Annotated in this window: 20 protein-coding genes; 15 read left to right on the plus strand and 5 right to left on the minus strand. The window is 40.3% G+C overall.

Annotated elements, in window-relative coordinates:
- Nucleotides 1–199: 199 nt before the first annotated feature.
- The gene (locus HG267_RS19670) at nt 200–397 is read right to left on the minus strand and encodes a DUF2811 domain-containing protein (RefSeq protein ID WP_045867580.1); all 198 of its coding nucleotides are present in this window, start codon (nt 395–397) and stop codon (nt 200–202) included.
- Nucleotides 398–860: 463 nt separating this feature from the next.
- Here HG267_RS19670 and HG267_RS19675 point away from each other — a divergent pair, with 463 nt between their 5' ends.
- Entirely contained in the window at nt 861–2,138 is a 1,278-nt protein-coding gene (locus tag HG267_RS19675; RefSeq protein ID WP_045867579.1) for an MFS transporter, read from the plus strand.
- A 174-nt stretch (nt 2,139–2,312) separates the two neighbouring features.
- Here HG267_RS19675 and HG267_RS19680 read toward each other — a convergent pair whose 3' ends face one another.
- Together HG267_RS19680 and HG267_RS19685 are read right to left on the minus strand one after the other, a co-directional pair.
- Complete coding sequence (locus HG267_RS19680) at nt 2,313–2,759, minus strand: hypothetical protein (protein WP_045867578.1); 447 nt, start codon at nt 2,757–2,759, stop codon at nt 2,313–2,315.
- A gap of 223 nt (nt 2,760–2,982) precedes the next feature.
- Nucleotides 2,983–4,227 (minus strand): anhydro-N-acetylmuramic acid kinase, encoded by a 1,245-nt coding sequence (locus tag HG267_RS19685; protein ID WP_045867577.1) that lies wholly within the window; start codon nt 4,225–4,227, stop codon nt 2,983–2,985.
- Nucleotides 4,228–5,276: 1,049 nt separating this feature from the next.
- On the opposite strand from HG267_RS19685, the gene HG267_RS19690 reads away from it, so the two are divergent.
- Nucleotides 5,277–6,755, plus strand: a complete 1,479-nt coding sequence (locus HG267_RS19690) for a GAF domain-containing sensor histidine kinase (RefSeq protein ID WP_052335030.1) — start codon at nt 5,277–5,279, stop codon at nt 6,753–6,755.
- Nucleotides 6,756–6,917: 162 nt separating this feature from the next.
- On the opposite strand, the gene rsmH is transcribed toward HG267_RS19690, so the two are convergent.
- Nucleotides 6,918–7,814 carry a 16S rRNA (cytosine(1402)-N(4))-methyltransferase RsmH gene (gene rsmH / locus HG267_RS19695; RefSeq protein WP_045867576.1) on the minus strand — a complete coding sequence of 299 codons (897 nt, stop codon included), beginning with the start codon at nt 7,812–7,814 and terminating at the stop codon, nt 6,918–6,920.
- 849 nt (nt 7,815–8,663) lie between these two features.
- On the opposite strand from rsmH, the gene HG267_RS19700 reads away from it, so the two are divergent.
- The 11 genes from HG267_RS19700 (at nt 8,664) to HG267_RS19750 (ending at nt 21,478) form a co-directional block, all read left to right on the plus strand.
- Nucleotides 8,664–9,281: a hypothetical protein gene (locus HG267_RS19700; RefSeq protein WP_194007826.1), complete on the plus strand. Its 618-nt coding sequence runs from the start codon at nt 8,664–8,666 to the stop codon at nt 9,279–9,281.
- Nucleotides 9,282–9,425: 144 nt separating this feature from the next.
- On the plus strand, nt 9,426–9,818 hold the full coding sequence (locus tag HG267_RS19705) for a hypothetical protein (RefSeq protein ID WP_045867575.1): 393 nt from the start codon (nt 9,426–9,428) through the stop codon (nt 9,816–9,818).
- The gene (locus tag HG267_RS19710) at nt 9,751–12,498 is read left to right on the plus strand and encodes a hypothetical protein (protein WP_045867574.1); all 2,748 of its coding nucleotides are present in this window, start codon (nt 9,751–9,753) and stop codon (nt 12,496–12,498) included. The genes HG267_RS19705 and HG267_RS19710 overlap by 68 nt, the downstream gene beginning before the upstream one ends.
- A gap of 20 nt (nt 12,499–12,518) precedes the next feature.
- A complete protein-coding gene (locus tag HG267_RS19715) occupies nt 12,519–13,307 on the plus strand; it encodes a hypothetical protein (protein WP_045867573.1) in 789 nt (262 codons plus the stop codon).
- A gap of 95 nt (nt 13,308–13,402) precedes the next feature.
- Nucleotides 13,403–14,452, plus strand: a complete 1,050-nt coding sequence (locus HG267_RS19720; protein WP_045867572.1) for a hypothetical protein — start codon at nt 13,403–13,405, stop codon at nt 14,450–14,452.
- Nucleotides 14,453–15,277: a hypothetical protein gene (locus HG267_RS19725; RefSeq protein WP_045867571.1), complete on the plus strand. Its 825-nt coding sequence runs from the start codon at nt 14,453–14,455 to the stop codon at nt 15,275–15,277.
- Nucleotides 15,278–15,307: 30 nt separating this feature from the next.
- Nucleotides 15,308–16,000, plus strand: coding sequence for a hypothetical protein (locus HG267_RS19730; RefSeq protein ID WP_045867570.1), 693 nt, complete (start codon nt 15,308–15,310; stop codon nt 15,998–16,000).
- A gap of 8 nt (nt 16,001–16,008) precedes the next feature.
- Nucleotides 16,009–17,568 (plus strand): TrbI/VirB10 family protein, encoded by a 1,560-nt coding sequence (locus HG267_RS19735; protein WP_045867569.1) that lies wholly within the window; start codon nt 16,009–16,011, stop codon nt 17,566–17,568.
- A gap of 142 nt (nt 17,569–17,710) precedes the next feature.
- Nucleotides 17,711–18,262: a hypothetical protein gene (locus HG267_RS19740; RefSeq protein WP_045867568.1), complete on the plus strand. Its 552-nt coding sequence runs from the start codon at nt 17,711–17,713 to the stop codon at nt 18,260–18,262.
- A 509-nt stretch (nt 18,263–18,771) separates the two neighbouring features.
- Nucleotides 18,772–19,917, plus strand: coding sequence for an ankyrin repeat domain-containing protein (locus HG267_RS19745; protein WP_052335029.1), 1,146 nt, complete (start codon nt 18,772–18,774; stop codon nt 19,915–19,917).
- A gap of 376 nt (nt 19,918–20,293) precedes the next feature.
- A complete protein-coding gene (locus HG267_RS19750; RefSeq protein WP_045867567.1) occupies nt 20,294–21,478 on the plus strand; it encodes an NAD(P)H-quinone oxidoreductase subunit H in 1,185 nt (394 codons plus the stop codon).
- A 99-nt stretch (nt 21,479–21,577) separates the two neighbouring features.
- Here HG267_RS19750 and HG267_RS19755 read toward each other — a convergent pair whose 3' ends face one another.
- Nucleotides 21,578–22,666, minus strand: coding sequence for a hypothetical protein (locus HG267_RS19755; RefSeq protein WP_309227677.1), 1,089 nt, complete (start codon nt 22,664–22,666; stop codon nt 21,578–21,580).
- 320 nt (nt 22,667–22,986) lie between these two features.
- On the opposite strand from HG267_RS19755, the gene HG267_RS19760 reads away from it, so the two are divergent.
- Both HG267_RS19760 and cofG read left to right on the plus strand, forming a co-directional pair.
- The gene (locus tag HG267_RS19760) at nt 22,987–23,661 is read left to right on the plus strand and encodes a helix-turn-helix transcriptional regulator (RefSeq protein WP_045867566.1); all 675 of its coding nucleotides are present in this window, start codon (nt 22,987–22,989) and stop codon (nt 23,659–23,661) included.
- A 205-nt stretch (nt 23,662–23,866) separates the two neighbouring features.
- The gene (cofG, locus tag HG267_RS19765; RefSeq protein ID WP_045867565.1) at nt 23,867–24,832 is read left to right on the plus strand and encodes a 7,8-didemethyl-8-hydroxy-5-deazariboflavin synthase subunit CofG; all 966 of its coding nucleotides are present in this window, start codon (nt 23,867–23,869) and stop codon (nt 24,830–24,832) included.
- The last annotated feature ends 73 nt before the right edge of the window (nt 24,833–24,905 follow it).

Raw genomic sequence — 24,905 nt, forward strand, 5'->3', positions numbered from 1 at the left:
AAATTTTGCGATCGCACCTGATAAATTTAATCATTAGTGCCAAATATTGAATGCTTTGCAGCCCAAGAGCGCACTTATTTCTCTAGGATAAATTACTAAGTTTGCTTACAGTTGAATATGAACCAGAATAGCACCGTGATGACCACCACAACGGAGTATGCTTGATAGCATAGAGCGTTGTGGCTATTTATTTTTATAGTTAGCTGTGATGAAACAAGGTTTCTAAATAAACACGAGCAGCACGGCGATCACTATCTCCATTTTGCAGTAAAAACAGTGACAAAGCCGCCGTTAATACTCGGTTTTGATCCCAATCAGGATGTGTTTCTAAGTAGGTTTTTAGGGATTCGTGAAGTGCTTCTGGGATTTCTGTAAAAATGTTAACTGTTGCGTTCATGAGATTTCCTCCTCTGAGGTCAATCAAGAGGGACTAGTTGCTTGCAGTGACAGCTGAGGGCGAAAACACAACCCTTTGCTTACTCGACAATCTACGTCAACACCTGAGGTAATTTTACCCATATAGATGTTAACGGTTGAACGAACTACAACAGCAAGCCGAATCATTGTGCGCTAAGAGGGGGTAGGTTTGTCAATGCTGCGAAATGTTAAAAACGGTGGTATAAAAAGTAAATTACGACGATAAAATCAGGGTTTGAACCTGTTTTTTGTTACTAATGTTAACAAAAACTCAGTCACTGAGACTACCGAAACCAAAAAGCAAACAATCCCCAATAAGGTGGCAACCGCCTATGAACTCGTAGAGCATCTGTGGAAAACATGTAAAATGCCTGTGGAAATCCTGTGGAATCTGTGAGGAAAATCCCCGCCAATAATAAGAATTACAAAAACATAATTTTTCAATGAAATTCCCATCCAGACAGCCAGCGCTTGAATCGGAGTTATTCTCGTGGTTACCCCAAATTAATTCCCAAGTAGGGATTTTTGCGATCGCGAGGTTCCTATCGGAAGTAGGGACTGGCTTTACCATGTTTTACGCCCCCATATTTTTCGTCAATCAAGTTGGCTTATCCGCAACCTCTGTTGGTATTGCTTTGGCTAGCGCTTCAATTTTGGGTATTGTGGGAAAAATTGTTGGTGGTTCTCTAGCAGATTCTCCTAATTGGGGCCGTCGTCGCACCTTACTGCTAGCAGCAGCAATTTCGGTAATTGGTTCTCTGGTGTTAGCTGCAACCAACAACTTTGCCACCTTGGTAATTGGGCGGCTGATTTGTGGTTTAGGGATGGGTTTCTATTGGCCTGCGAGTGAAGCGATTGTGGCTGATGCCAGTGAAGTTGGCAATCGCCGCGAAACTTTTGCCCTCACCAAAGTAGCAGATCATCTGGGGTTAGCGATTGGTAGTGCGCTAGCAGGATTGTGGGTGGCGACGACTGGCTTTTATCGGGGGCTATTTGTCATTGATGCTATTTCGTTCATGGTGTTTTTGATGATTGTCTATGGGGCAATTAATGAAACTTATCAACCCCAGGTGGATGAGTATCCCAAAAAGCAACATTTCACCTCTTGGATGACAGCATTACGCGATCGCCGTCTCCTGATCTACGTGGCTGTCAACATTATTTTCACTACCTACCTGTCTCAAATAAATAGCACCCTACCGATTTACTTTAAAAATTTTGTCAACGTCGGTGGCGATACTCCAGGATTTGCAGCAACCACCATCAGCACGCTATTTTCTGGGTATCTAGCCTTGGCTATTGTCTGCCAATTTCCTATTGCAGCTGCCTTAAAGAACTACTCTCATACCCTGGCACTGACAATTTCGGCTATTCTCTGGGCAATAGGCTTTAGCCTCATTTGGGTAACTACTATCACCACATCTCATCATCTGCTTTGGGTAACTTTAGCCCTAGCAGTATTTGCCCTAGCTATGACTTCTTATACCCCTTTTGCTGCCTCTCTAGTGACCGATTTAGCCCCTGAATCGCAACGAGGGGTGTATTTCTCTATCAACGCCCTTTGCTGGGCTATGGGCAATTTTATGGGTTCTCTGCTAGGTGGGTGGGCGCTCGATCAATCAAGAATTATCGTCAATAATTACTGGCTCTGTTTTGCTTTAAGTCTTTTCATTACGGTAGGAATTTTGCAGTATCTCAATCGGATTTTGGTTAGGGGGTAGGGATTGGGGACTGGGGATTGGGGAACTCGGGGCCCCCTCTGGGGATAAGGGGTAATGGGGATTGGGGATTGGGGATTGGGGAGATGAGGGAGATGAGGGAGAGATGGGGGGACAAGGGGACAAGGGGAAATAACTATTACCAATTACCAATTACCAATTACCAAACACCAAATATTATTTTGATTGACGTTCAAGGTTGGCTTCTATAGTGCTATTTAAAAAATGTCCAGTTAAAACAGCGCTACTTAAGTAGTAGTTATCTTCTGATAATTGATGTAAAGTTTCAAAACCACTACGACGTTGGCGATCGTTTAATGCCCAGTAACGTTGCACAATTGTTGATACTCCAATCAAACCTTCGCCTTCAACCTGTCCTAAAAGATTATGTTGGAGCAAAAAAGTATATTGGCGTTCTCCATCATCTAAGCGTCCTTTGTATTGCAACGCAATTTCTGTGCGATCGCTACCTGGAAATATCAGCTTTGTCGCCATAGTAAACCAGTTATCCCGATTCCAAGCCACCAAGATCATACCCTTGACATTAATGGGCATACTATTACGTTCTAGCCAACTACCTTGTAATGTCCAGCGCCCGGGTTGCATTAAAAAAGTATGAGCCACTTTGGATGTTCCTTGTCTTGCTCGAATACCACCGAGACTTAAAGATATATTTGAAACGCCAAAATGTCAGGTGGTAAATAAGTTAAAGTATAACTTTGGAAAATTGGGTAACGGGGAAAAGGTTTTTTTTGTTTCCCTTTCTCCTTTTAACCTTTTGCCTTTAACCTATAAGTTATTTAATTACCAGCTTGCTTAAATTTATAAACTTTAAACTGAAACATTATTAAGTAGGGGAAATTTCTCCTAGAAGGACTTCGTGAGGTGCGCCAGTAGCGCTAGGTAGGTTACCAGGAATACCTAATTGTCGCCAATAGGCTAAAACTGCGAAGGCGATCGCTTCTTTAAAATCTGCATTTAAACCAACTTCATCGGTAGTCATGACTGGTACAGATGGCAATAATGACTGTAAACGCTGCTTTAAATAAAGATTGTGACTACCACCACCACATAATAGGATGCGATCGGGTAATTGCGGTAAAAAATTCCGGTAACTTTCAGCGATAGTTGCGGCTGTCAGTTCTGTAAGGGTGGCTAGTAAATCTGCTGGGCTAAGTTGATAGGCTTCAGCATCTTGTAAACACTGTTGCAAATAAGCTACACCAAATAACTCTCTACCTGTAGATTTTGGGGGTGGGAGATGAAAGTAATTTTGGGTCAACCATTGTTCTATTAAGGGCTGACAAGGATTACCGCTTGCTGCCCACTGTCCGTTTTCATCGTATGTTTTAGCACCGTTAGTTAGATGCTGTACAGCCAAATCTAACAGGCTATTTCCTGGGCCAGTATCCCAGCCGCGAATTTTCTCCAGCCAATCATCACGGCGAGGGGGTAGATAAGCAACATTACCAATACCACCAATATTTTGAACACAACGCGCCTCCTGGGGATGGCTGAGTAAATAAGCGTCAACTCTAGGAACCAGAGGCGCACCATGTCCACCAATCGCAATATCCGCAACACGGAAATTACTCACAGTAGTAATTCCCGTAAGATGAGCAATTAAAGCACCACGACCAATTTGTAAGGTATAACCTAGAGATTTGGATTGGGTAATGGGTAATTGGTAATTTGTGATTTCTGTCTCGTCTCCTTGTCCCCTTGTCTTCCCAGTCCCCAGTCCCCAATCCACGGGTGGCCGATGGTAAACTGTTTGACCATGAGAGCCGATTAAAGTAGCGCTTTGATGACCAATTTGAATATTTTGGGCAGCTTGAGCAAAAGCAAAGGCGATCGCATCATCTATTTCTGCCAATTCTGCCATTGAGATAGCTTCCCCAGCACAAACTGCTAAAATTTTTTCTCTGAGATTGGGGGGGTAAGGATATGTTTCTCCGGCTAATAACTCGACTTTGAGATCTAAATCCTTACCAGTAATCTCTACCAAGGCAGCGTCTATACCATCTACAGACGTGCCACTGATTAGACCAATAACGCGAGTGGGCACAGCAGTTTGTTCAGTGGAATGCATTAGCAGAAATTCTGTTTTGATTTGCAAGGGGTAGTTTAATGGATGCTACTGCCTATGTCAAAAGAGCCACGTTCCTATATCCTCTGCCATTAGTTATTCTTTCTGCTCTGATTTGATTGAGAGAAATTATTTACATGGTGCGTTTCGCGCAGCGCCTGTGCGATAGGCAAGAAAGTCTTAACAGGTAAGAGAGAACAGACTCGCTCCGCAAAAATAAAATGTGATTCCTATCTGTGAACAGCGAATTAATTAGCAAATTTTTCATGTCAATGCTGATCAATAACAGCAATAATTAATAATCTGTGAATCACAAGATACCCACAATTTTCAATAATTAGAGTATCTAAGCATCTCTATTTTCACAAATCATATATAGCTGCTATAACTATATAGTTTTGAAATAGATAACAATAGTTATTGATTAATAAATACAGTTTTTATATAAAAATTATTCCAATATATTTCAAAATTAAAGCTTTGTCTATATTGAACAGCAAAAATTATCAGATAAATTTTAGTTGATTTACATAAAAATCTATATTTTTGGAATAATAGATAAAGAAAATTAAATTAAAAAATCAGTATAACCACTGATAAAAAGATAAGGTAATAATCGCAAGAAATTGATAAAATAATCGGCATCTACGAAAAATTAATGAGCCGATTAGAGAACATCTTGGAGAACGCTTATGCAATAAAGAGATAGTAACTGATTGCGAATGCAAGCAAGCTGGCGCAAAATGCGATCATCAATACCCAGATAATTCCAAGAAAAAATTGGTAGTTTTTCTTAAGCATACTGAGGTTAATAAAATCTTGTTTCACAAAGTTACTAGCTTTAAAAAGCTACCTCCTTAAGTTGGGAAAAGCTATATTTAGGATGAGCCTTTATGCGTCTGCGAAGTGAATATTGTTGAAATTATCCTCAACCCAAAATTAATTAAAGCCTAGGTGGAAAAAATGTCATTTTGGAAGCAGATTTTTCAATAAAAATCGCTGAGAGAGAGCCAGATGCAACATATATGGAAATAAATAGCCATTAGGCAATTATGATTTTAACTGGACAGCACACCGATATAGGGAATAAACCCATCTCTCCCCAATTACCTCAACAACTGGGGATACTTCAGATGCTAACTAATATCACCAACCAGCAAATCACACATTTACCCGACCTCTTAGAGGTGATAGCTAGGGAAGCATGTAATATCGTTGATATTGCTCAATTTTGTTTGATAGCCCTATATAATGCCCAATCGCAACAATTAGAATTAATCACCACAACAGGCATTAGTGCAGAAAATCTACATATTCTCAAACTCAATAACTCTTTAGATATTGGTGATAAGTTGTGGGGTGAGCAACAAGAATCAATCTCCTACGATCAACCTTTCAATACTAAGTCAGGGTTACTAGCTCAAGTATTTGCTACAGGTATATCCCAGATATATCAAGCAAGCCAGGTACATAAAGACTGTGTAATTGACGGCTTTTCCTCATGTCCATTTTTTCCTTGCGTCCCAGTCTTACCATCTGTCACACCTGCATCAATGTATGCTGTACCAATTAAGTCGGTACAAGCTGGCAAATTGGGAGTTCTGGCAATTGGTAACTGGAAAAATCCCTATGCATTTAATACTGCTGCACAACACCTTTTAGATGTAATAGCTGAGGTAGCAGCGATCGCAATCAATAATACGATCATGCTCCAAGTTTTAGAAGAAAGAGAAGAACGTTTAGCCAGACAAAACGAGATTCTCTTAGCGCAAAATCTCGAACTGGAAAAAATTCACCAGCAAATTCAGCTAAAAAACCAACAACTTGTAGAAACAGGCGAGTTAAAGTCCCAATTTTTAGCTATCACTTCCCATGAACTCCGCACACCCCTGAACGTGATTTTGGGATTATCACAGGTGTTGTTACGTCAGCGTAACTCTACCTTATCTGAGTTACAAACGGAGATGATCCAACGCATTTTCAATAATGGGAATCATTTATTGTCCATTATTGATGATATGCTTTACTTTGCTCATGCGGAAGCAGGTAATCTATCGTTTCATACAGAAGAATTTAATTTAGAGACTTTGGTGTTAACTACCCTAGCTGAACACAGTTATCTAGCTGAGGAAAAGTCACTAAATCTGCAAGTAGAGATTAATCTCAATTCTCCCTTAATCGTCAACGACAGCGATCGCCTCAGACAAGTTTTAGTCAAGCTGTTGTTAAACGCTATTAAATTCACTGCTGCAGGTAGCATTAAACTAAAAGTCTGGGAAATCACTGCTGATAAAATTGCGATCGCAGTTGAAGATACAGGTATTGGAATCGCTCCTGCTGACATTGAGTATATTTTTGAGCGTTTCCGACAAGTCGATCAAAGTAATACCCGTCTTTATGAAGGTATGGGTTTAGGGTTAGCCATCACTAAATCATTAGTGCAAATGATGCAAGGTACCATCAGCGTCACCAGCACCCTCGGTGAAGGTTCCACATTTCGCATCGAATTACCGAGATATTTTAAAAAGTAGGGCATGGGGCATGGGGCATAGGGCATAGGGCATGGAAATGGAAATTTTTCCCATGCTTCCTCTGCTCCCTCATCCCCAGTCCCCAATCCCCATTACCCCTTATCCCCACTCCCTCCGGTCGTGGGGGCCCCGAGTTCCCCAATCCCCAGTCCCCAATCCCACTCACTCCCTCCGCTCCGCTATTCTCAATTTAGCTGATCGCGATCGCGGATTTTGATTGAGTTCGTCTTCTTGGGCGGTGATGGGCTTTTTGGTCAAAACTCGCAATAATGGTGAATTGCGTAGGCTATGCTTCACCAAACGGTCTTCTAGGCTATGAAAGCTGATGATTGCAATCCGTCCACCAGGAACAAGGGCGTTTGGTGCTTTATCTAAGAAGGTTTCTAGGGATTTCAGCTCGTCGTTGACAACAATTCGCAGCGCTTGAAAAACACGAGTAGCTGGGTGAATTCTGCCATAACGATATTTAGCCGGCACACAAGATGCGATCGCATCGGCTAATTCCACAGTATTATGCAACGGTCGCCTTTCGATAATGCGTCTGGCAATGCGCCGCGATAATCTTTCCTCACCGTATTTAAAAAAGATATCTGCTAATTCTGCTTCATCCCAATCATTAATTACATCTGCTGCAGTTAATGACTGTCTTTGATCCATTCGCATATCTAAGCTAGCAGCGTGACGAAAGCTAAAACCGCGCTCTGGTGTATCTAAATGGTAAGAGCTAACGCCTAAGTCGGCTATTATACCATCAAAGGTACTTTGTGTAAAATCATAAGCCGCAAAGTTGCTGCGAATAAAGTTAACACGGTCTTGATATTCATTTAAATACTTCTGTGCTGCGGCTAAAGCATCCGCATCTTGATCAATTGCTATTAGTTGTACGTTCTCAGCAGCTTCTAGAATTAAGCGGCTATGGCCACCACCGCCTAGTGTTGCATCTAAATAATGACCACCAGGACGCACCGCCAAACCCTCAATAATTTCCCGGCTTAATACGGGAATATGTGAAAACATCGGTTCTTCTGCATCTTGCGGTGTCTGTGAATCTAGGTTCATGGTGGAAAAGGGGAATGGGGAATGGGGAATGGGGAATGGGGAACTCGGGGCCCCCTCTGGGGATAAGGGGTAATGGGGAATGGGGAATGGGGAATAGGTAATGGGTTATAGGGATAAGGTAGACAATAGCAAATGACCAATGACAAATGACCAATGACAAATGACCAATGACAAATGACCAATGACAAATGACCAATGACAAATGACCAATGACAAATGACAAAACTTAACAAATTGCAATTTTGAGGATTTGATAAAGTTTTTTCATTACTCCTGTAGCGGGGTAACATATTGCCAATCACGGGATTTGCGGATTTTTATTTGCCTTGATAAGTAGCAGTTTACAATATGTTCATATATACTAGTGAGTATTAGTACTCATTTGAAATACTAGTACCAGGTATTAAACTAGGCTTGAATTAAAGCTCCAGGGTACGGGAAGAGATTTAAGTTTAATTTTTATCAAGTACTTCCCCTGATATTTGGCATTTACCACCGTGAATTCACTATTAAGTTCAGTCAAATTGCTGTTGATCGGATTTGCATGACTGAATTTGTCAATAACGATGACAAAAAATAGTGTGGAAGCGGAGACCAAATTCATCAGCTATTTGGAGATGTAGGTTTTCATGGACATTTGCAGCAAAAAATACCTGGCGATGAGAAATCGCACTTCTACACTTATAATAGTGAACAAAAATTATCACGCAGATGATGTGTTGCTTTGCACGCCTGACAAAACTGACAACTGTAAATTTACGATAAATCTGGCGATCGCTCATATATGAGATGATAAGTTCTGGATGACAGACAGATCTGAGGTAAATAATCAATTGGGAAAAGAGTCAAATGTCTAAGCAAAGCGCTCCTCAAAGGGAATTATTTGTAAGATTAACAAGCAGCATAGTAACAGTAGGAACGAAATTCCGAGGGACACTTAGATACTGGTGGTTGATCCTAGTTGAATCAGTACCCTTTTTACTAGCTTGCGCTGTATTTTTAAGTGTGATTAGCCTGAAGAGTCCTATATTACTTTTTAGTTTATTAGTAGGAAGTTTAATTGCCGTCATTACTCACAAAATTGGACAGTACTGTGATTTACCAGTTAAATCTTTAATACCACTGCAAATCTTAGCTGTGGTCATTGTGTTGAGTTTATTCTGGCTAGACTATTTTGCTGCACCAGCACAAGCACAATTTTTTAAGAAAGCTGAGGACTTTTTTCAAAATACCCTCACCCAAGGTTCTAGTAACGGTAGTGGTACTCAGACCGCAGTCAGTTTAGTATTTAACGTTTTACGGGCACTTTACTTACTGTATATTGCTGTTGCTTTGATTGGTGTAGTGAACGCCGTCCGTAAAGACGAAGATTGGCAAAATATTGCTAGAACTCCTTTGTTAGTGGTAGTTGCTGTCACAATTGCGGATGTATTAACAGGCTTTGTTATTGGCAATACTAATAAGTAAAGAGGCTAAAAGCTAGAGCATAGAGACAAGAGGTTAAAAATTCAAATTACCAAATTAATATTTAGCTCTTGACTCTTGTACAGACACGATTCATCGCGTCTCTCCAAATACCAAATAACAAATTAGCTTTAATTTTACCTAGTGATGTCTCAAGAGCCAGATAAAGACTTTCGTCCAGTTAATCAAATTTTAGGAAGCCAACCATCATTAGGGCCGCTACCCGCAGACCAAATTTTTCCTTGGACAGTAATTGCACTAGCTGCTTACTTTATTATCAATGGTATTTTTGGGGGACTGTTCCAAGACGAATTTCAAAAATGGTTATGGACAGTGTTAATTGCTGGCTGGGGAATGGCTACTTGGTGGATATTAACTGGTGGGAGGAGTTGGAGTTTTTTAAGTAAATTTGTTGGTGTTCCGGCTTGGACTAGAGGCTTTGCTCGTTATCAAAGCTTGTTAGAAGTGAATCATGAAGCAAAAAATCGGAAAACAAAGCATCGGTATCGCCGAAAACGCAACTCGGTTAACACCATTTGAAGATGCATTACATTTAGCAACTATGCTGCGCGTCAGTTTCAATCGACGTGATATTGGCGCTTATATTTTAACTAAAGGAACGCAAAAAGATAGGTTTTGCTTTGTTTTTGGGTTTGAATGTCGTGGGATTCATACGACTTTAAGATCCGAACAAATAGATACGATTTTTGATAATATTGAAGCTGGGTTAAAAGATATTCCTAATGGTGAAAAAATGACTCTGCATTTAGGGTCATTTATTAACGACAAACAGCGACAACAAGAATTAGCCAATTTAGCTAAAAAGAGTCCATCAAAAGATATCAAATATTTATTGATGGCAGAACGAGCCAGAACCAAAGAATTAAATAATGCGGGGATTCGCAAGCCGAAGTTTCTGCGGATTTATGTCACTTATACTGTAGAACCAAATGCATCAGAAGCTGATGATTTAATTGAAAAACTGTTAGCGAGATCAGAAGCTTGGTGGTTGAAATTTAAAGGCGATATGGCGGAAGTGCAAAACCAACGCCTAGAAACTGTAATTACTAATGCTTATAAACAAGGTTTTGGGCGTTGGGAACAAATTTTATCTAACAAAATGGGCTTGGATATTAAGCCTTTAAATGCTGAACAACTTTGGGGAGAAGTTTGGCGGAGATTTAATGATACTTCACCGATAGATATTCCCCAATTGCTGATATTGGATGAAAATGGACTACATGAGCAAGTTTATTCAGATTTAGCCAGCACTAAACTTTTAGTCGATAATATTCACAGCACAACTCTATTGATGGAGTCTGGAGTTCCTTGTGCAGACCGTCGTTGGGTGAATGTTAATAATAAATATATTGGAGCGCTGACATTTTTAGAAAAACCCGGTGGCTGGGCAAATAAGACTTCGCAGTTACGCTATTTATGGGAATTACTTTCTCGAGAAACAGTAGTTGATACTGAGATTTTTTGTCAGTTAACCGCAGCCAATCCGGCATTGGTCAAAACTACCTTACAACGAGTCTTGAAACAGTCAAATATGACGGCACTCATGGCTCAAGAAAAGAGTAGAACCATTGATGTTAATGCCCAATTAAAATTAAAGAAATCTGTAGCAGCCCAAGAACAATTGTATGAAGGTGCTGTCCCCATATATACGGGGATTGCAATTTTTGTGCATCGTCCGACTGTCGAACAGTTGGATGAAGCTACTAGATATATTGAAAACTGTTTTCAACGTCCCGCCAGGGTAATTCGCGAAACAGAATATGCTTGGAAGATTTGGCTGCAATCTTTACCGATAGTTTGGGAAGGGTTATTAGTTAAACCCTTCAATCGCAGACAATTATATTTAACCAGTGAAGTACCGGGATTAATGCCTTTGGTACTCACAAGACAAGGAGATAATCAAGGGTTTGAATTAATTGCCGCCGAAGGCGGTACCCCTATACATTTAGATTTATTTACCCAACATAAAAATTTAGCTTTATTTGCCACCACGCGGGCGGGTAAATCAGTGTTAGTCTCAGGGATTTTAACCCAAGCTTTAGCCCATGACATCCCCGTTGTGGCATTAGACTTTCCTAAACCAGATGGGACATCTACCTTCACAGATTACACCCAGTTTATGGAGGAAAATGGTGCGTATTTCGATATTTCTAAACAATCAAATAATTTATTTGAGCAACCAGACTTGCGTTTTTTGAGTGCAGAAGAACAGCGAGACCGAATGCTCGATTATACTGCCTTTTTGGAATCGGCCCTGATGACGATGGTGTTGGGTTCATCTACAGAAAACCAGCTACTCGGACAAACTGTCCGTTCCCTGATTAACTTAGCACTAACAGCCTTCTTTAGCGATCGCACTATTCAACAGCGTTATCGGGAAGCCATGATTGGCGGGTTTGGGAGTCCAGCTTGGCAAAGAACTCCAACTCTCAAAGATTTTCTCACTTTCTGTTCTCCTGAACATTTAGAAATTGATTCTCTCAGTGGAAGGGTTGAGGATGCATTAAGTCAAATTCAACTGCGCTTGCGGTTTTGGCTTTCTAGTCGTGTCGGACAATCGATTTCTACACCCTCTAGCTTCCGCACTGATGCCAAACTCTTAGTATTTGCACTGCGAAATTTATCTGATAGCGAAGATGCGGCGGTACTTTCCTTAAGTGCATATTCTGCCGCCTTAAGACGCGCACTCAGCAGTCCGGCTTCGATTTTCTTTATTGACGAAGCCCCAATTTTATTTGAATTTGACCAAATTGCCAACTTAGTCGGCAGAATTTGCGCTAACGGTGCAAAAGCGGGGATTCGGGTGATTTTATCGGCACAAGACCCCGATACAATTGCTAAATCGCCAGCTGCATCTAAAATCTTGCAAAACTTGACTACAAGATTAATTGGTCGGATTCAGCCAGTTGCAGTGGATAGTTTTGTCAATATTTTGAAATATCCCCGCGAAATTATTGCGCGGAATGCTTCGGAAAGCTTTTTCCCCCGTAAAGAAGGAATTTATAGCCAGTGGTTGCTAGATGATAACGGCATTTATACTTTCTGTCGCTATTATCCCGGTTACGAACAATTAGCAGTTGTGGCTAACAACCCCCACGAACAAACTGCACGTCAACAGGCGATGCAACAATACCACGATAAATATGAAGCAATTTCGGCATTTGCACGGCAATTAGTAGCTTCATTACGTGGAAGTTAAAAAATTTCTTGGAAAAAACTATGCGAAAAACTCTTTTATTGACTTTGGGTTTAGGATTGCTGGTAACCCTACCAGCTATGGGGCAATTAGGCCAAGTGTTAACTGATTTTCAGTCCTACTCAGGAGATTTACAAAGATATCTCCAAAATAACTTGAGTGGCACATTAAAGCCTGTAGAAATTCAGTCGCAAAATGCCATTACTAACTCTACAGGACAACTGAATTTACCCAACCCCATTGCTGCAGGCGAAAAGGTGGGTGATGATATTGTTCTCTACTCGATATCCGATAGATTTGATAATAATCCAGTCTTGAAATCTGAAGCAGTGAATAATGAACTCAACCGCTTAATTACTCGCAGTTCGGTAGCAAGTAATTTGGGTAAGAATGGGCAAATTAGAACTAAAGTCAAATTGCAAAATACAGAAGATACCCTCGAAAATATTGCCAAAATCGCCCAGCAAGCAGATGAAACTAACCAAACTTTTATTAACGATTTGCAGCAAAAGGCTAGCCAAATAGCTGCGGCGGGTATCCCTGGTTTAAGCGCCCTCTTAAGTGCTGGTCAATCTAATTTACAGATGCAAAGTATTAGAATTCAAAATGAGCAATCAAAAATAGTCGGGGAAAACCTGGCTCAGACAATGCAGGTCAACCATTTCTTGCAATATTCTAATTTAAATTTAGCGAATATTTCGCAGCAAATGGATGAAAATAATCGCTCTCGCCGAGTTGATTCGGCGGCGGAAGCAGCGCGGCTATTACGCACAACTTCTCAAATAGATTTGTTAGGCAGAAAAGAGAAGTAAATACCGTTTTTTTGGGTAAGTTTCTCAAAAATAAATGTAGATGAAGAAGAGAATTAACCGCCGATTAACGCCGATTAACGCCGATTGATAGGTCTATGCAGTTTTATATTTTACAAATCTCTGCGTCAACAGGGATTGATGATATTATCGGCAATGGTGCAACAACTGCCAGAAGTATTGCCGAAAGTTGGGATAAGCAATGGCTAGATTTATTGCAGAGTAATCCCAATGAAAATATATATGGGGCTTTAACTAATTTAGGGATATTTTTTGCGGTAGGAACTTTATTGTTTTTTCTATTGCAATGGTTAAAGGATGTATTGGAGAGCGAATTTTCTCGTCCCATTTCATCAATGATTTGGCCGTTTGTGGTGGTGATTCTCTTAAATAATGCTGGGAATGGCAGTATACTCGCTAATTTAACTTTAGGGGTTCGCAACTTTATTAATTCTGTTAACCAGCAAGTAGTCACCACCGCAGATGCTAACTCTGTTTATCAGCAAGCACTGAATATGAGTGTTGCAGAAGAAGTTGCTGGTGCTTTACTGCGTCCTTGTCAATCACTACAGGGCGAACAACAATCACAATGTTTTACGAAAGCGACAGAAAAAATTAATAATCTTTGGCAAGAATATAAAAATTTATATGGCAATAAAACCTGGATTGAACGGTTAGAAAATAAAGTCAATCAAATTGCTTATGGTACAGGGAATATTTCGGAAACTTCCTTTAATGCTTTATTAGGTTCTACAGTTCAAACAAGTATTAAGAACTTTTTAGTTTCCTTACAATATGCCTTCCAAAATTTGATGGAGGCTACCATGTTGCTGATAGCAGCTTTAGGGCCATTAGCGGTAGGTGGTTCCTTACTACCTGTAGCAGGTAAACCAATTTTTGCTTGGCTGACTGGGTTTATTGCTGTAGGAATTGCCAAGATTTCATTTAATATTACTGCTGTTTTAACAGCTGCCGTAATTGTTAACGGCCCGGCGCAAGATGCGAATGCTGACCCAGATTTAATGTGGTTCATGATTTTTTTGGGAATTTTGGCACCAATTTTATCTTTATTGGTGGCTGCGGCTGGCGGTTTTGCAGTCTTTAACGCCATTAGTAATGCAACTTCATGGGTAAAGCAGAGGATATAGATGGTCAGGCTATTAGAGAAAAAACAACGCACAGGAAGTATTTTGACAACATTTGCGATCGCAACTTTTGGATTGCATCTGTTTGTTTTACTATTCTTAATCTTGCAAGGGCTGAATATCCAAAAACTCAGTGTCCGCAAACAGCCAAATTTCGTGCAAATGGTTGATGGTAAAGCTGTTACGGCTACTGATGATTTAGCCAGGGATCCAGAAGCGATTCGGCAATTCGTCAGTAAAACGATGATAGCAGTCTTTAACTGGTCGGGAACATTACCGCCACAAAGTATTGAAGAATTTAGTAAACCGCAAATAGACAGAGGAATTCTGATTAGAACTCCCTCCGGTGGTAGCCAAAAAGTCACTACTAGTAGTTGGATAGCGAGTTTTGCCTTTTCTGAAGATTTCCGCAAAGGTTTCTTGAGTCAAATTGCGGATATGACACCACCAGAGGTATTCGCCAATAGTTCCAATCAAATTATTTCGGGAAAATTAGTCATTAAAAGAATTTACCCCCCCAAACAAATTGCACCAGGGAAGTGGGAAGTGGGGATGGTAGCGGATTTGATTCAAACTAAACAGTCTGAAAATCAAAGATTAATTGTACCTTTTAATAAAGATTTATTAGTGCGGGCTATTGATTATTTTGATTATCCCCAAACTGAGAAAATGACGGATATGCAAAAAGCAATATACAGCACCAGAACAGATAGATTAGAAATCTATGAAATGCGGAATTTATGTTTGCTAGATGCCTATGATAACGTCAATGGTGCTACATCTAACCAATGTCTACAATCACCAAATACTGGCTCATTTACTAGATAAGAAATTTTATTTAATTTAAATTCAGCAGCAATGCAAATACTTAAAACCGAAAATAAAAAAAATAGCATCTTACCATTATTTGCAGTTGCCACATTGGGCTTGCATCTGTTAACTTTACTGATATTGATGTTTCACTGGTCAATTTTGCAACAATTAAATAAGCAAACTACATTGCAAAGCCTAGTGCAACTAATTGATGGTCAAGCGATTACAGTAGACCCCCAAGAAAATATCGAACGGTATCCAGAAACAATCCGGCGCTTCGTGGGTGAAGCCATGACTTTGATGCTGACTTGGTCAGAAAAACAACCGCCAAAAACAGTGTGGGATATTAGTTCCGAATTAGTAATGCCAGAATTTCAACCTAAATTCCAAACAGAAATTACTAATTTAACTGCTAATCAACAATTAGAAAATTTTAATCGAGCAACTGAGCAGATATTAGTAATTCAAAGAATTTCCCAACCTACACAAATAGCTGACGGGAAATGGAAAGTTGAAATGTTGGCTAATCAATTAGTTTTCAATGGCTCCGATAGACTGGGTGAATCAAAACCAATTAATAAACAAATTTTTGTCCAAGCCACAGATGAAGAAGTCGCTTCCTTACCTAATGCACCAGTACCATTACAATTGGCAGCTTACCGCATTGGTGAGGCGAAACTGAAAATTTATAAAATCTGTGATCTCCAGGATAAAAGTTGTTCTGAAAAATCACCATAAGGTTCCCTATGACTCCCTATTCAAGTTCAGCAAAAAGTTCCACAAATTACAATTACCCACTAGAACTAGAGTCTCTAGATTGGGAAGTAAGAATGGCCAAATTAGTTGGCTTGGAAAATGAAGATTTCCCCTTAACAAGTGATGAAGAAGCAGAAGAATTAATCATCTTTGAACCGCCAATTGCTCAACCAGAAGCAGTGAAAACAGAGCAATCTCTCTCTTCTAATCCCTTTGCGAAGTTAGGGTTAGTTGGTACGACAACCTTGGCTGTAGTTTTGGTTGCTGGCGGCTTTTTAACGCAGATGATGAGTGGTAGCAGTCAAAAGTCAAAAAAGAAGAATCTCTCTCCAGATGTGAAATCGCCGGTAGTGAGTGAATCTCCACAGCCAGAATTAGAAATAGAGTCTCTCAAAACTAAATTAGCGCTGACAGAACAAGCCGAGGCTGTGAAACTAGCACAACAACAACTTAGAGGGATAAAAATACCTCCACAGCAAATCGCATCTAGGACTGCAATTAAAAGCCACGCGCCTCGGATAGTGACAGTTGAACGTATTGTTGACGTACCCCAGCCGCCACAAACACCCGTCAACTCCCAACCTTTTCCACCACCCCAAATAGTTGCTAGACAACCAGAGATTCAACCAGAGATTAAGCCAGCCGTTAATGCTACTCCCAAACCTAAGCTAGACCCATATCAAATGTGGACAACTTTAGCTAAGTTAGGGAGTTATGGTCAAATTAGTAGCAATAATTCCGAAACAGCCAGTACTCCTAATACCAACACTCCAGAGATGGCGCAACAGGCAAATAATTCCCAGCCAGAAGCCACGCCAACACCAGAAACTACCACTACAAACCCAGCAGCAGAGTCAACCCTACTTGCTAGCAAAGAAGGAAAGCAGAGTGACAAAGCGATCGCAGTTGGGAGTAGTATCAAAGGTGTCTTAGCGACGGCTGTATTTGGAGAAACCATGAATGCAGGTGGTAACAGCGATGCTGAAAAACCCAAAAACACCTTCGTAGTGCAGCTACAACAACCCATAAAAAGTGCAGATGGTAAAGTCGCCATACCTGCGGGTACAGAGTTATTAACAGAAATTCGCTCTCTTTCCGAACAAGGCTTACTACAACTAGATGTAGTGAAAGCGATCGCAAAAGATGGTGATGGAATTACAGAACATAGTCTACCTTCCAATGCCATGATTATTCGCGGTGCCCACGGTAAACCTTTGCTAGCGCAACAATTCCCCAATCGTGGCTCATCCATTGCTGGTATGGATTTAGGTATGTTTGTCTTAGGTGGTTTGGGTAAAGCCGCCGAATTAATGAATCGGAGTGAATCTCAAGTAGTGACAACCAATGCTGGCGGTACTGTTGTTAGCAGTACCAATCCTCAAAGCAACCTCTTAGCAGGCATATTAGAAGGTGGGATGAACACCGTAGTTCCCCAAATTGCTCAACGCAATCAACAAGCCGCTACTGAAATGATGCAGCGCACTAATGTTTGGTTTTTACCAGCAGGTACAGAAGTAGAAATTTACGTCAATCAACCAATTGAGTTTTAAATATTAGTGGTGGGGAATGAAGTATGAAAATGCTTCATTCTTCGTTAATACTTGTAGAGACGCGATGAATCGCGTCTCTACAAGAGCCAACATTTAAAGGTCATTTTCTCCCTCATCCCAATCCCCAGTCCCCAGTAGAGCCATGAAATTAGCAAACCTCCTCAAGAATCCCTATTTCTTACCTCTGGCTTCTGTAAGTTTTGCTGCGGTAGTTTTATTATTAGCAGGACGTGCGGTAGCGCAAAATGCTGTTCTCCGTTCAATTTTTTCTTGTCAAGCACAAGGTTTAAGTGGAGTAGTACCTACTATTACAGTTTGGTATCAACAAGGTACAAACTTAAGTTTTATTCCATCGGGAGAGAAGATTAAAAAAGTTTGGTTAAATGACCCATCACAGGTAACTGTAGATTTTGATGGGCCGATGTGTATGCAGTTTGGCGAACAAGCTAGTACAGGAGATTGCCAAAACTCTTCCGCAAATGTAATTCAATTAAGACGAATTAAAAAATTAGCAATTCCGGGTTTACCCAATGCTAGTAATACACTTTTAACGGTGATTACTGAGGGTCAAGGCACTAAGTTATATACTTTCCGCATTTTATATGGAGATAGTAATCCTGAATATCATACTTTAGCGATTTATCCTGATAATACTTCTAAAAGTGCTTCACCTTGCGTTAGAGTTTCGCAGTGAATAAGCTGTTACGCATTTAAATTGTATATTTCGCGCTCAAGAGGTCAAAAAGTCAAGAGTCCAGGGTCAAAGGCTAGCTTGGACTTTTGACTCTTGACCCTTGACAGCCCTAACGCCAGAATATTTAATCTAGGCGCGTATCAGCTTAATGATATTTTGATGAGTCAGTAAGGCACTATATATGCGGCGGTGCATTAGGCGCTAGGATAGTTATTTTGCGAGGTCTGTTCCCTTTTCCCTACCTTAACAAGTAATTTTGCAACTCCTGCAAGGATTTTTATATAGGACTCATATTTGATTTTTGAAAAAAACTAAGTACACTTTTATTTCTTCTTCCCTGTTAAGAGTTCCCTGTTCCCTGTTCCCTCCCTACGCAAATAATTTCTCCGAATCAAAGCAGATTCCTATAGCAACCATAAGTATTTGCTGAGGCAAGACGCAGCTCATTTTATGATAAATTGATAACTCAAAAATCAATTTATATTATATGGCTTTGCCGTTGAAATTTTATGGGGCAATTTTTATCAGGTGTTGTTCTATCATCGCTCTCGGCTGTTTTTATTTTATCTACACCTAAAATTGCTTTATCGCAATCAAGAAATATTTCGCCAATATGCCAACAATTAATGTTAGGACAATTGGCAGAAGTTCAAAAAATTATAGAATCTGGTAGTAATCCCAATGAATCATGTAATTTTGGCGATGCTGTAATTCCTTTACTACATCCTTTAATTGAGCAAGGTGATGTTAATTTAGTTAAATTATTAATCTCTAAAGGCGCAGATATTAAAGCAAAAGATTCTCAGGGAAATTCCGCATTACATTATGTAGGTGGTTCGCTGGAATTAGCACAGCTATTAATTGATGGGGGTGTGAATGTTAATACTAAGAATAATTCTAATATCACGCCCCTGCATAATCTCTATGGTAAATTAACGAAGGAAGTTGCAGAATTATTCATTGCTAAAGGTGCAAATGTTAACGCTAAAGACAATGAACTACTCACAGCTTTACATCTGACTGCAGACCACGGAAAGTTAGAAGTAGGTCAAGTTTTGCTAGCTAAGGGTGCAGATATTAACGCTAGAAGCAATCAAAATTTTACACCCCTACATTATGCGATCGCTCGCCCGGATTTCGCTAAATTACTCATCGAGCGTGGTGCTAAGTTAGATATTCTCAACAATAGAGGTTTAGCAGTTATCCATTACTCAGATTTGAGTAAAGAAACATTACAATTACTATTGGCGAAGCGGGTAAATGTCAATTTAAAAAGTGCCGAGGGTAAAACACCATTGCATTACCATGTGACTAATCCTGAGTTGATGAAAATTCTGCTCGCGAAAGGGGCAAATGTAAGAGCAAAAGATAATTTAGGCAGAACACCCCTACATTACGCCATGAAAGAATCAGGAAAACTCTTGGTAGCTCAAGGTGCGAATATTAACGCTAAAGACAATTCTGGGAAAACGCCTTTGCATACTGCAGTCATGGCAGAAAATTACTATACGCTGGATTTTATCGAATTTCTGCTGACGAAAAAAGCTAAAGTCAATCTGCGAGACCGCGAAGGTAAAACACCGCTACAGCTAGCCTTAGCAAAGGGTGATAGTTCGATGATTCAACTACTAAAACGCTATGGTGGTAAAGTGTGAAAAAAGTCAACTGAAGTCTTAGACACAGAGTAGCTTGCCGCAAGCTGTACAATTTTATACTTCTCTTGTCAAAGATGCTATGCAAACAACCTTGATATTTTAGCCTTCAGCCTTCTTTTGACTGTCGAGTCTGGTGAAAAAATTCTTGCACTTCAATTCTATGCATCTCAAGCTCCATATAATAATTGAAGAAGTGCAACAAAAATAAACATCAACCAAAATCCCTCGGCTGCCATCTTCTCTCCAACCTAACCCTGTAAGCGCAATTCTTGTATTGCCCGGAAGAGCCTTTTTTGGCAGACACGATAACTTGGGTCTGGTTGGCATCTACGCGATCCAATTCTAAATTTTCATGAACGGGAGAACACTGTAAGCTATGGCAAGAATAGAAACCCGCACAGAACCAATGGTGCTGAATATGGGGCCGCACCATCCCTCAATGCACGGGGTTTTGCGGTTAATTGTGACCTTGGATGGCGAGGATGTCATTGATTGTGAACCAGTGATTGGCTACCTGCACCGGGGAATGGAAAAAATTGCGGAAAACCGCACCACTATTATGTATGTCCCCTACGTTAGTCGGTGGGACTACGCAGCAGGGATGTTTAACGAAGCAGTTACCGTTAACGCCCCCGAAAAATTGGCAGGTGTAGCTGTCCCCAAACGCGCCAGCTACATTCGCGTCATTATGCTGGAATTGAACCGCATTGCTAACCATTTGCTGTGGTTTGGCCCCTTTCTAGCTGACGTAGGCGCTCAAACTCCCTTCTTCTATCAATTCCGCGAACGGGAGATGATTTATGATTTATGGGAAGCAGCCACCGGTTACCGGATGGTAAATAACAATTATTTCCGTGTTGGTGGCGTAGCAGTTGACTTACCTTATGGTTGGGTCGATAAGTGCTTAGAATTCTGTGACTACTTCATCCCCAAAGTTGATGAATACGAAAAGTTAGTTACCAATAACCCCATCTTCCGCCGTCGGATTGAGGGAATTGGTACTATCACCCGTGAAGAAGCGATTAACTGGGGACTTTCTGGCCCTATGTTACGTGCTTCTGGGGTGAAGTGGGATTTACGGAAGGTAGACCACTATGAATGCTATGACGATTTTGATTGGGATGTACAGTGGGAAACCGCCGGCGATTGCTTTGCGCGTTACGTCGTGCGGATGCGGGAAATGCGCGAATCTGTGAAGATTATTCGCCAAGCTATTAAAGGACTTCCTGGTGGCCCTTATGAAAACTTGGAAGCCAAGCGTTTAGCTGCTGGGAAAAAATCGGAATGGGATGCTTTTGATTATCAGTACATTGGTAAAAAAGTTTCTCCATCCTTTAAGATTCCCAAGGGTGAAATTTATGCCCGTGTTGAAAGCGGTAAAGGTGAGCTGGGAATTTATATGGTAGGTGATGATAACGTGTTCCCTGCACGTTGGAAAATTCGCGCCGCCGATTTCAACAACCTGCAAATTCTGCCTCACTTACTCCGAGGTATGAAAGTGGCAGATATTGTGGTCATTCTGGGTAGTATCGACGTAATTATGGGTTCTGTTGATAGATAGCCTTGATTTTACAAGCTACTGCGCGATCGCATTTTTTGTTGAAATAAAACACATAATAGGGGCACAACATTGTTTGTGTCCCTATTGTTTTGGGAAATGTTAATCAAATTTCAATTTTGAGATTGCTTGGTCAATATCCAAACTCAAATATTTATCTAATGGCAAATACATCCAATGGAGATAAATTTGGGAGTCTGAATTGGTTTTTTGAAAGCCTAATGATGATAATAGTTCTTCATCATTGGGATGAATTGCTAAACAATATATATCGCATAGCTCAGGAAAATCAGCTTGCATCCGCACAAATGCTTTTTGGACATCTTGTAAAAATTCACTGGCGGTATTTAGCTGTTTGTAAGGTAGATCGATTTGCCAACTACGGACAAACACCGAAGTACAATTGCGATCGCCTATATTGGCAATTTGAAATGGGTCATGCTCCCAAGTTGCACTCAAGTGTAAGCTATGGCGTGGTGGGATAAAGAAATTTGCTTCCGATTCCGGCGCTACAGGATATAAGACATAAAACCCTACAGCATCTTGGGTATCACTGCGGCGTAGTACCCGCATTCCTTTAGGATATTGTTCTGCCCAACCCCGAATAATTCTCGCTATTCTATGGGGAAGCGCTGTAGCTTTTTTATTCATCCAATTGTAGTTACGGGCTAAAAAGGTTGCTACGGGGATAGCATCAGTTCGGGGGTTGAAGTAATCAGGTATAAGTTGGATCTCATCTGGAGGTAACGTAGAGTCTTGCTGATTGGAAATTAAAGACCGAATGCGAATACAAGTAGTACTACCATCAAAATCTTTTTCAATTAGCCCCAAAGCCACTAGCTTATCAAGCATCATACCCGCAGAGCGATCGCTTCCCCGCTCTTGTTCGCCATAGAAAACTTCTTGGGCTTCGCGATGGGTACAAGGAATAAACCCAACTGGTAAATCTAGTTCTGTTAAAGGTTGCTGTAAGCGTTTACCTAATTCTTGCTGTTGTTTTAGCAGTAAATAAGCCCATAGCTTCACGAAATATTCTGCACGACGGCGTGTAATCCCAATCCGCCCTTGCAATAGATTAACGTACTTACGCTGTTGCTCAATTGGAAACCATTGTTCAATAGTATGTGGTTGCATATAGCTAGACTCCTGACTTTTCCCAGCTTGTGCAGCAGCAAAGCAGTTCAAATTCATTAGTCTTCATCAGACTTTATTTATATAGCCGGGTCGCCAGACTAGTAGCCGCCTCTAGGGTAGCAACTGGCGCGCGAATTATCTTCGCCAGAGTGTACGTCAGTCAAAATAGTTTGCTGCTAACTGCTGCACTAATCAACTTAATAAAAACTTCACCTTGCTTCAGGTAAATTACGCAAACTTCATCTCACAAGTTTTTACCTCAGCCGCATTGTCAGGCTTACAACCCACTCATTGTAGAAATAGAAGCTCAAATCGCAAAATTCAGTACAACACCTATTAAGTATGACTTTCGTGCTGAGTTTTGGAGGAGATTGACAATGTTATTTCCTTGTGAAGATGAAGATAGTAAGCTAAATTTCGCATCTATCTTAGGGAAGAATTTATTTAAAAAATCACTAAAAGATGAAAATTTAGAGTCTGTTTCTAAAGTTGATTTACTACAAGCGATGATTGAAAGCTTTGTGGATGGCATTTTAATCGCCACCACTGAAGGTAATTTAGTTCACGCTAATGAGTATGCGCGTGCAATTTGTCGTCAATTAGCGCGCAAAGAAGCTGTTGTTCATCCAATTCCAGAGGAAATATGGCGTATTTGTCAATCTTTGATTGATAGTCAAGAGTTTTTTCCAGACAAAAAAATTATCATCGAATCAGAAATTGAACCCACTCCCACAATTAAATTACGCCTGCGGGCTAGATGGTTACAGTTATGTGTAAACAAACACAATTTTTTATTAGTGACTTTAGAAGATTGCAATCTATATAGTCAGAGTATTGCAATTGCGGACGCTAAAAAATACAACTTAACAGACCGTGAAAGACAAGTTTGGCAGTTACGTCGCGCGAACCTTTCTTATAAGGAAATTGCCAATCAGCTATACATTACAATCAATACAGTCAAAAAGCACATAAAGAATATTCATGCAAAACAGCAAGAAAAGGAGCATATTACCTTTGCAGATTCATCCTCACATTATTTTAAATGGAATTAAAGAGGGAGAGAATAATAGAGAATCTTGGCGTTCAAATTGGATAATTTAATTAATGGGTATCAGCTAAAAAATATCCAATTTGTACTTAAATTCATCAAAATCTTTTGGGGTGAGATGGAAAGCTTGCTCCGATTGTCCAAGTTCAATGCTGTTTAGCTTATAGCTGACACCCTCTGGGGTGTCGGCGCTTTCTTTTGTTAACTTTATGAAAATCAATAATTCTCGGACTGTAACCTATAGCCCAGCTTATACAATTGTTCCTACTTACGAATGCTTTAATCGATGTACATACTGTAACTTTCGTACTGACCCAGGTAAAAGTCCTTGGCTAAATTTAGCAACTGCCGAAAGCATTTTAAAACAACTACAAAACCAAAATATTTATGAGATTTTAATTCTTAGCGGTGAAGTACATCCGCATTCACCACAACGCCAAGAATGGTTACAACGGATTTATGATTTGTGCAATTTAGCATTAGCAATGGGATTTTTACCTCACACTAATGCTGGCCCATTGAGTTTTGCAGAAATGCAAAAACTGAAGAATGTTAATGTTTCAATGGGGCTAATGTTAGAGCAATTAACGCCAAAATTATTAAATACAGTTCATAAACACGCACCGAGTAAATTACCCCAAGTGCGGTTACAACAATTAGCATGGGCAGGGGAATTACAAATACCCTTTACTACAGGATTATTATTAGGAATTGGTGAAACAATTGCCGATTGCGAAGAAACTTTAGCTGCTATATCTCAAATACATCAGCGATATCATCACATTCAAGAAGTGATTTTACAACCTCACAGTCCAGGAAATCAGCAAAGCTTTGATGCGCCACCTTTTGACCCTGATCAATTACCAGAAGTAATTGCCCAAGCACGCCAAATTTTACCATCAGAGATGACAATTCAAATTCCGCCCAACTTAGTTAAAGATGAGCAGTGGTTACTTGCTTGTATAGAAGCTGGGGCGAGAGATTTAGGCGGAATTGGGCCAAAAGACGAAGTGAATCCCGATTATCCCCATGTTCAGGAACAGAGATTGAGAGAGATTTTACAACCTGCGGGGTGGGAGTTAGTGCCGCGATTGCCAATTTATCCGCAGTTTGATAATTGGTTATCCGAAGATTTGCAAAATGCGGTGAAGCGATCGCGTCTATTCTTAGGATAGAATTTCACTGCTCATCAAATTTACTCATCACAAATTCAAAATACTTTTCCAAAACTTATAACAAACACCCATT

Source organism: Tolypothrix sp. PCC 7601 (assembly GCF_025677855.1).
Lineage (GTDB): Bacteria > Cyanobacteriota > Cyanobacteriia > Cyanobacteriales > Nostocaceae > Aulosira > Aulosira diplosiphon.

What these genes read in the sequence shown, in the direction of transcription:
- HG267_RS19670 (WP_045867580.1), bottom strand. Translation starts at nt 397, where the DNA reads ATGAACGCAACAGTTAACATTTTTACAGAAATCCCAGAAGCACTTCAC.
- HG267_RS19675 (WP_045867579.1), top strand. Translation starts at nt 861, where the DNA reads ATGAAATTCCCATCCAGACAGCCAGCGCTTGAATCGGAGTTATTCTCG.
- HG267_RS19685 (WP_045867577.1), bottom strand. Translation starts at nt 4,227, where the DNA reads ATGCATTCCACTGAACAAACTGCTGTGCCCACTCGCGTTATTGGTCTA.
- HG267_RS19690 (WP_052335030.1), top strand. Translation starts at nt 5,277, where the DNA reads ATGATTTTAACTGGACAGCACACCGATATAGGGAATAAACCCATCTCT.
- rsmH (WP_045867576.1), bottom strand. Translation starts at nt 7,814, where the DNA reads ATGAACCTAGATTCACAGACACCGCAAGATGCAGAAGAACCGATGTTT.
- HG267_RS19700 (WP_194007826.1), top strand. Translation starts at nt 8,664, where the DNA reads ATGTCTAAGCAAAGCGCTCCTCAAAGGGAATTATTTGTAAGATTAACA.
- HG267_RS19705 (WP_045867575.1), top strand. Translation starts at nt 9,426, where the DNA reads ATGTCTCAAGAGCCAGATAAAGACTTTCGTCCAGTTAATCAAATTTTA.
- HG267_RS19710 (WP_045867574.1), top strand. Translation starts at nt 9,751, where the DNA reads ATGAAGCAAAAAATCGGAAAACAAAGCATCGGTATCGCCGAAAACGCA.
- HG267_RS19715 (WP_045867573.1), top strand. Translation starts at nt 12,519, where the DNA reads ATGCGAAAAACTCTTTTATTGACTTTGGGTTTAGGATTGCTGGTAACC.
- HG267_RS19720 (WP_045867572.1), top strand. Translation starts at nt 13,403, where the DNA reads ATGCAGTTTTATATTTTACAAATCTCTGCGTCAACAGGGATTGATGAT.
- HG267_RS19725 (WP_045867571.1), top strand. Translation starts at nt 14,453, where the DNA reads ATGGTCAGGCTATTAGAGAAAAAACAACGCACAGGAAGTATTTTGACA.
- HG267_RS19730 (WP_045867570.1), top strand. Translation starts at nt 15,308, where the DNA reads ATGCAAATACTTAAAACCGAAAATAAAAAAAATAGCATCTTACCATTA.
- HG267_RS19735 (WP_045867569.1), top strand. Translation starts at nt 16,009, where the DNA reads ATGACTCCCTATTCAAGTTCAGCAAAAAGTTCCACAAATTACAATTAC.
- HG267_RS19740 (WP_045867568.1), top strand. Translation starts at nt 17,711, where the DNA reads ATGAAATTAGCAAACCTCCTCAAGAATCCCTATTTCTTACCTCTGGCT.
- HG267_RS19745 (WP_052335029.1), top strand. Translation starts at nt 18,772, where the DNA reads ATGGGGCAATTTTTATCAGGTGTTGTTCTATCATCGCTCTCGGCTGTT.
- HG267_RS19750 (WP_045867567.1), top strand. Translation starts at nt 20,294, where the DNA reads ATGGCAAGAATAGAAACCCGCACAGAACCAATGGTGCTGAATATGGGG.
- HG267_RS19755 (WP_309227677.1), bottom strand. Translation starts at nt 22,666, where the DNA reads ATGAATTTGAACTGCTTTGCTGCTGCACAAGCTGGGAAAAGTCAGGAG.
- HG267_RS19760 (WP_045867566.1), top strand. Translation starts at nt 22,987, where the DNA reads ATGTTATTTCCTTGTGAAGATGAAGATAGTAAGCTAAATTTCGCATCT.
- cofG (WP_045867565.1), top strand. Translation starts at nt 23,867, where the DNA reads ATGAAAATCAATAATTCTCGGACTGTAACCTATAGCCCAGCTTATACA.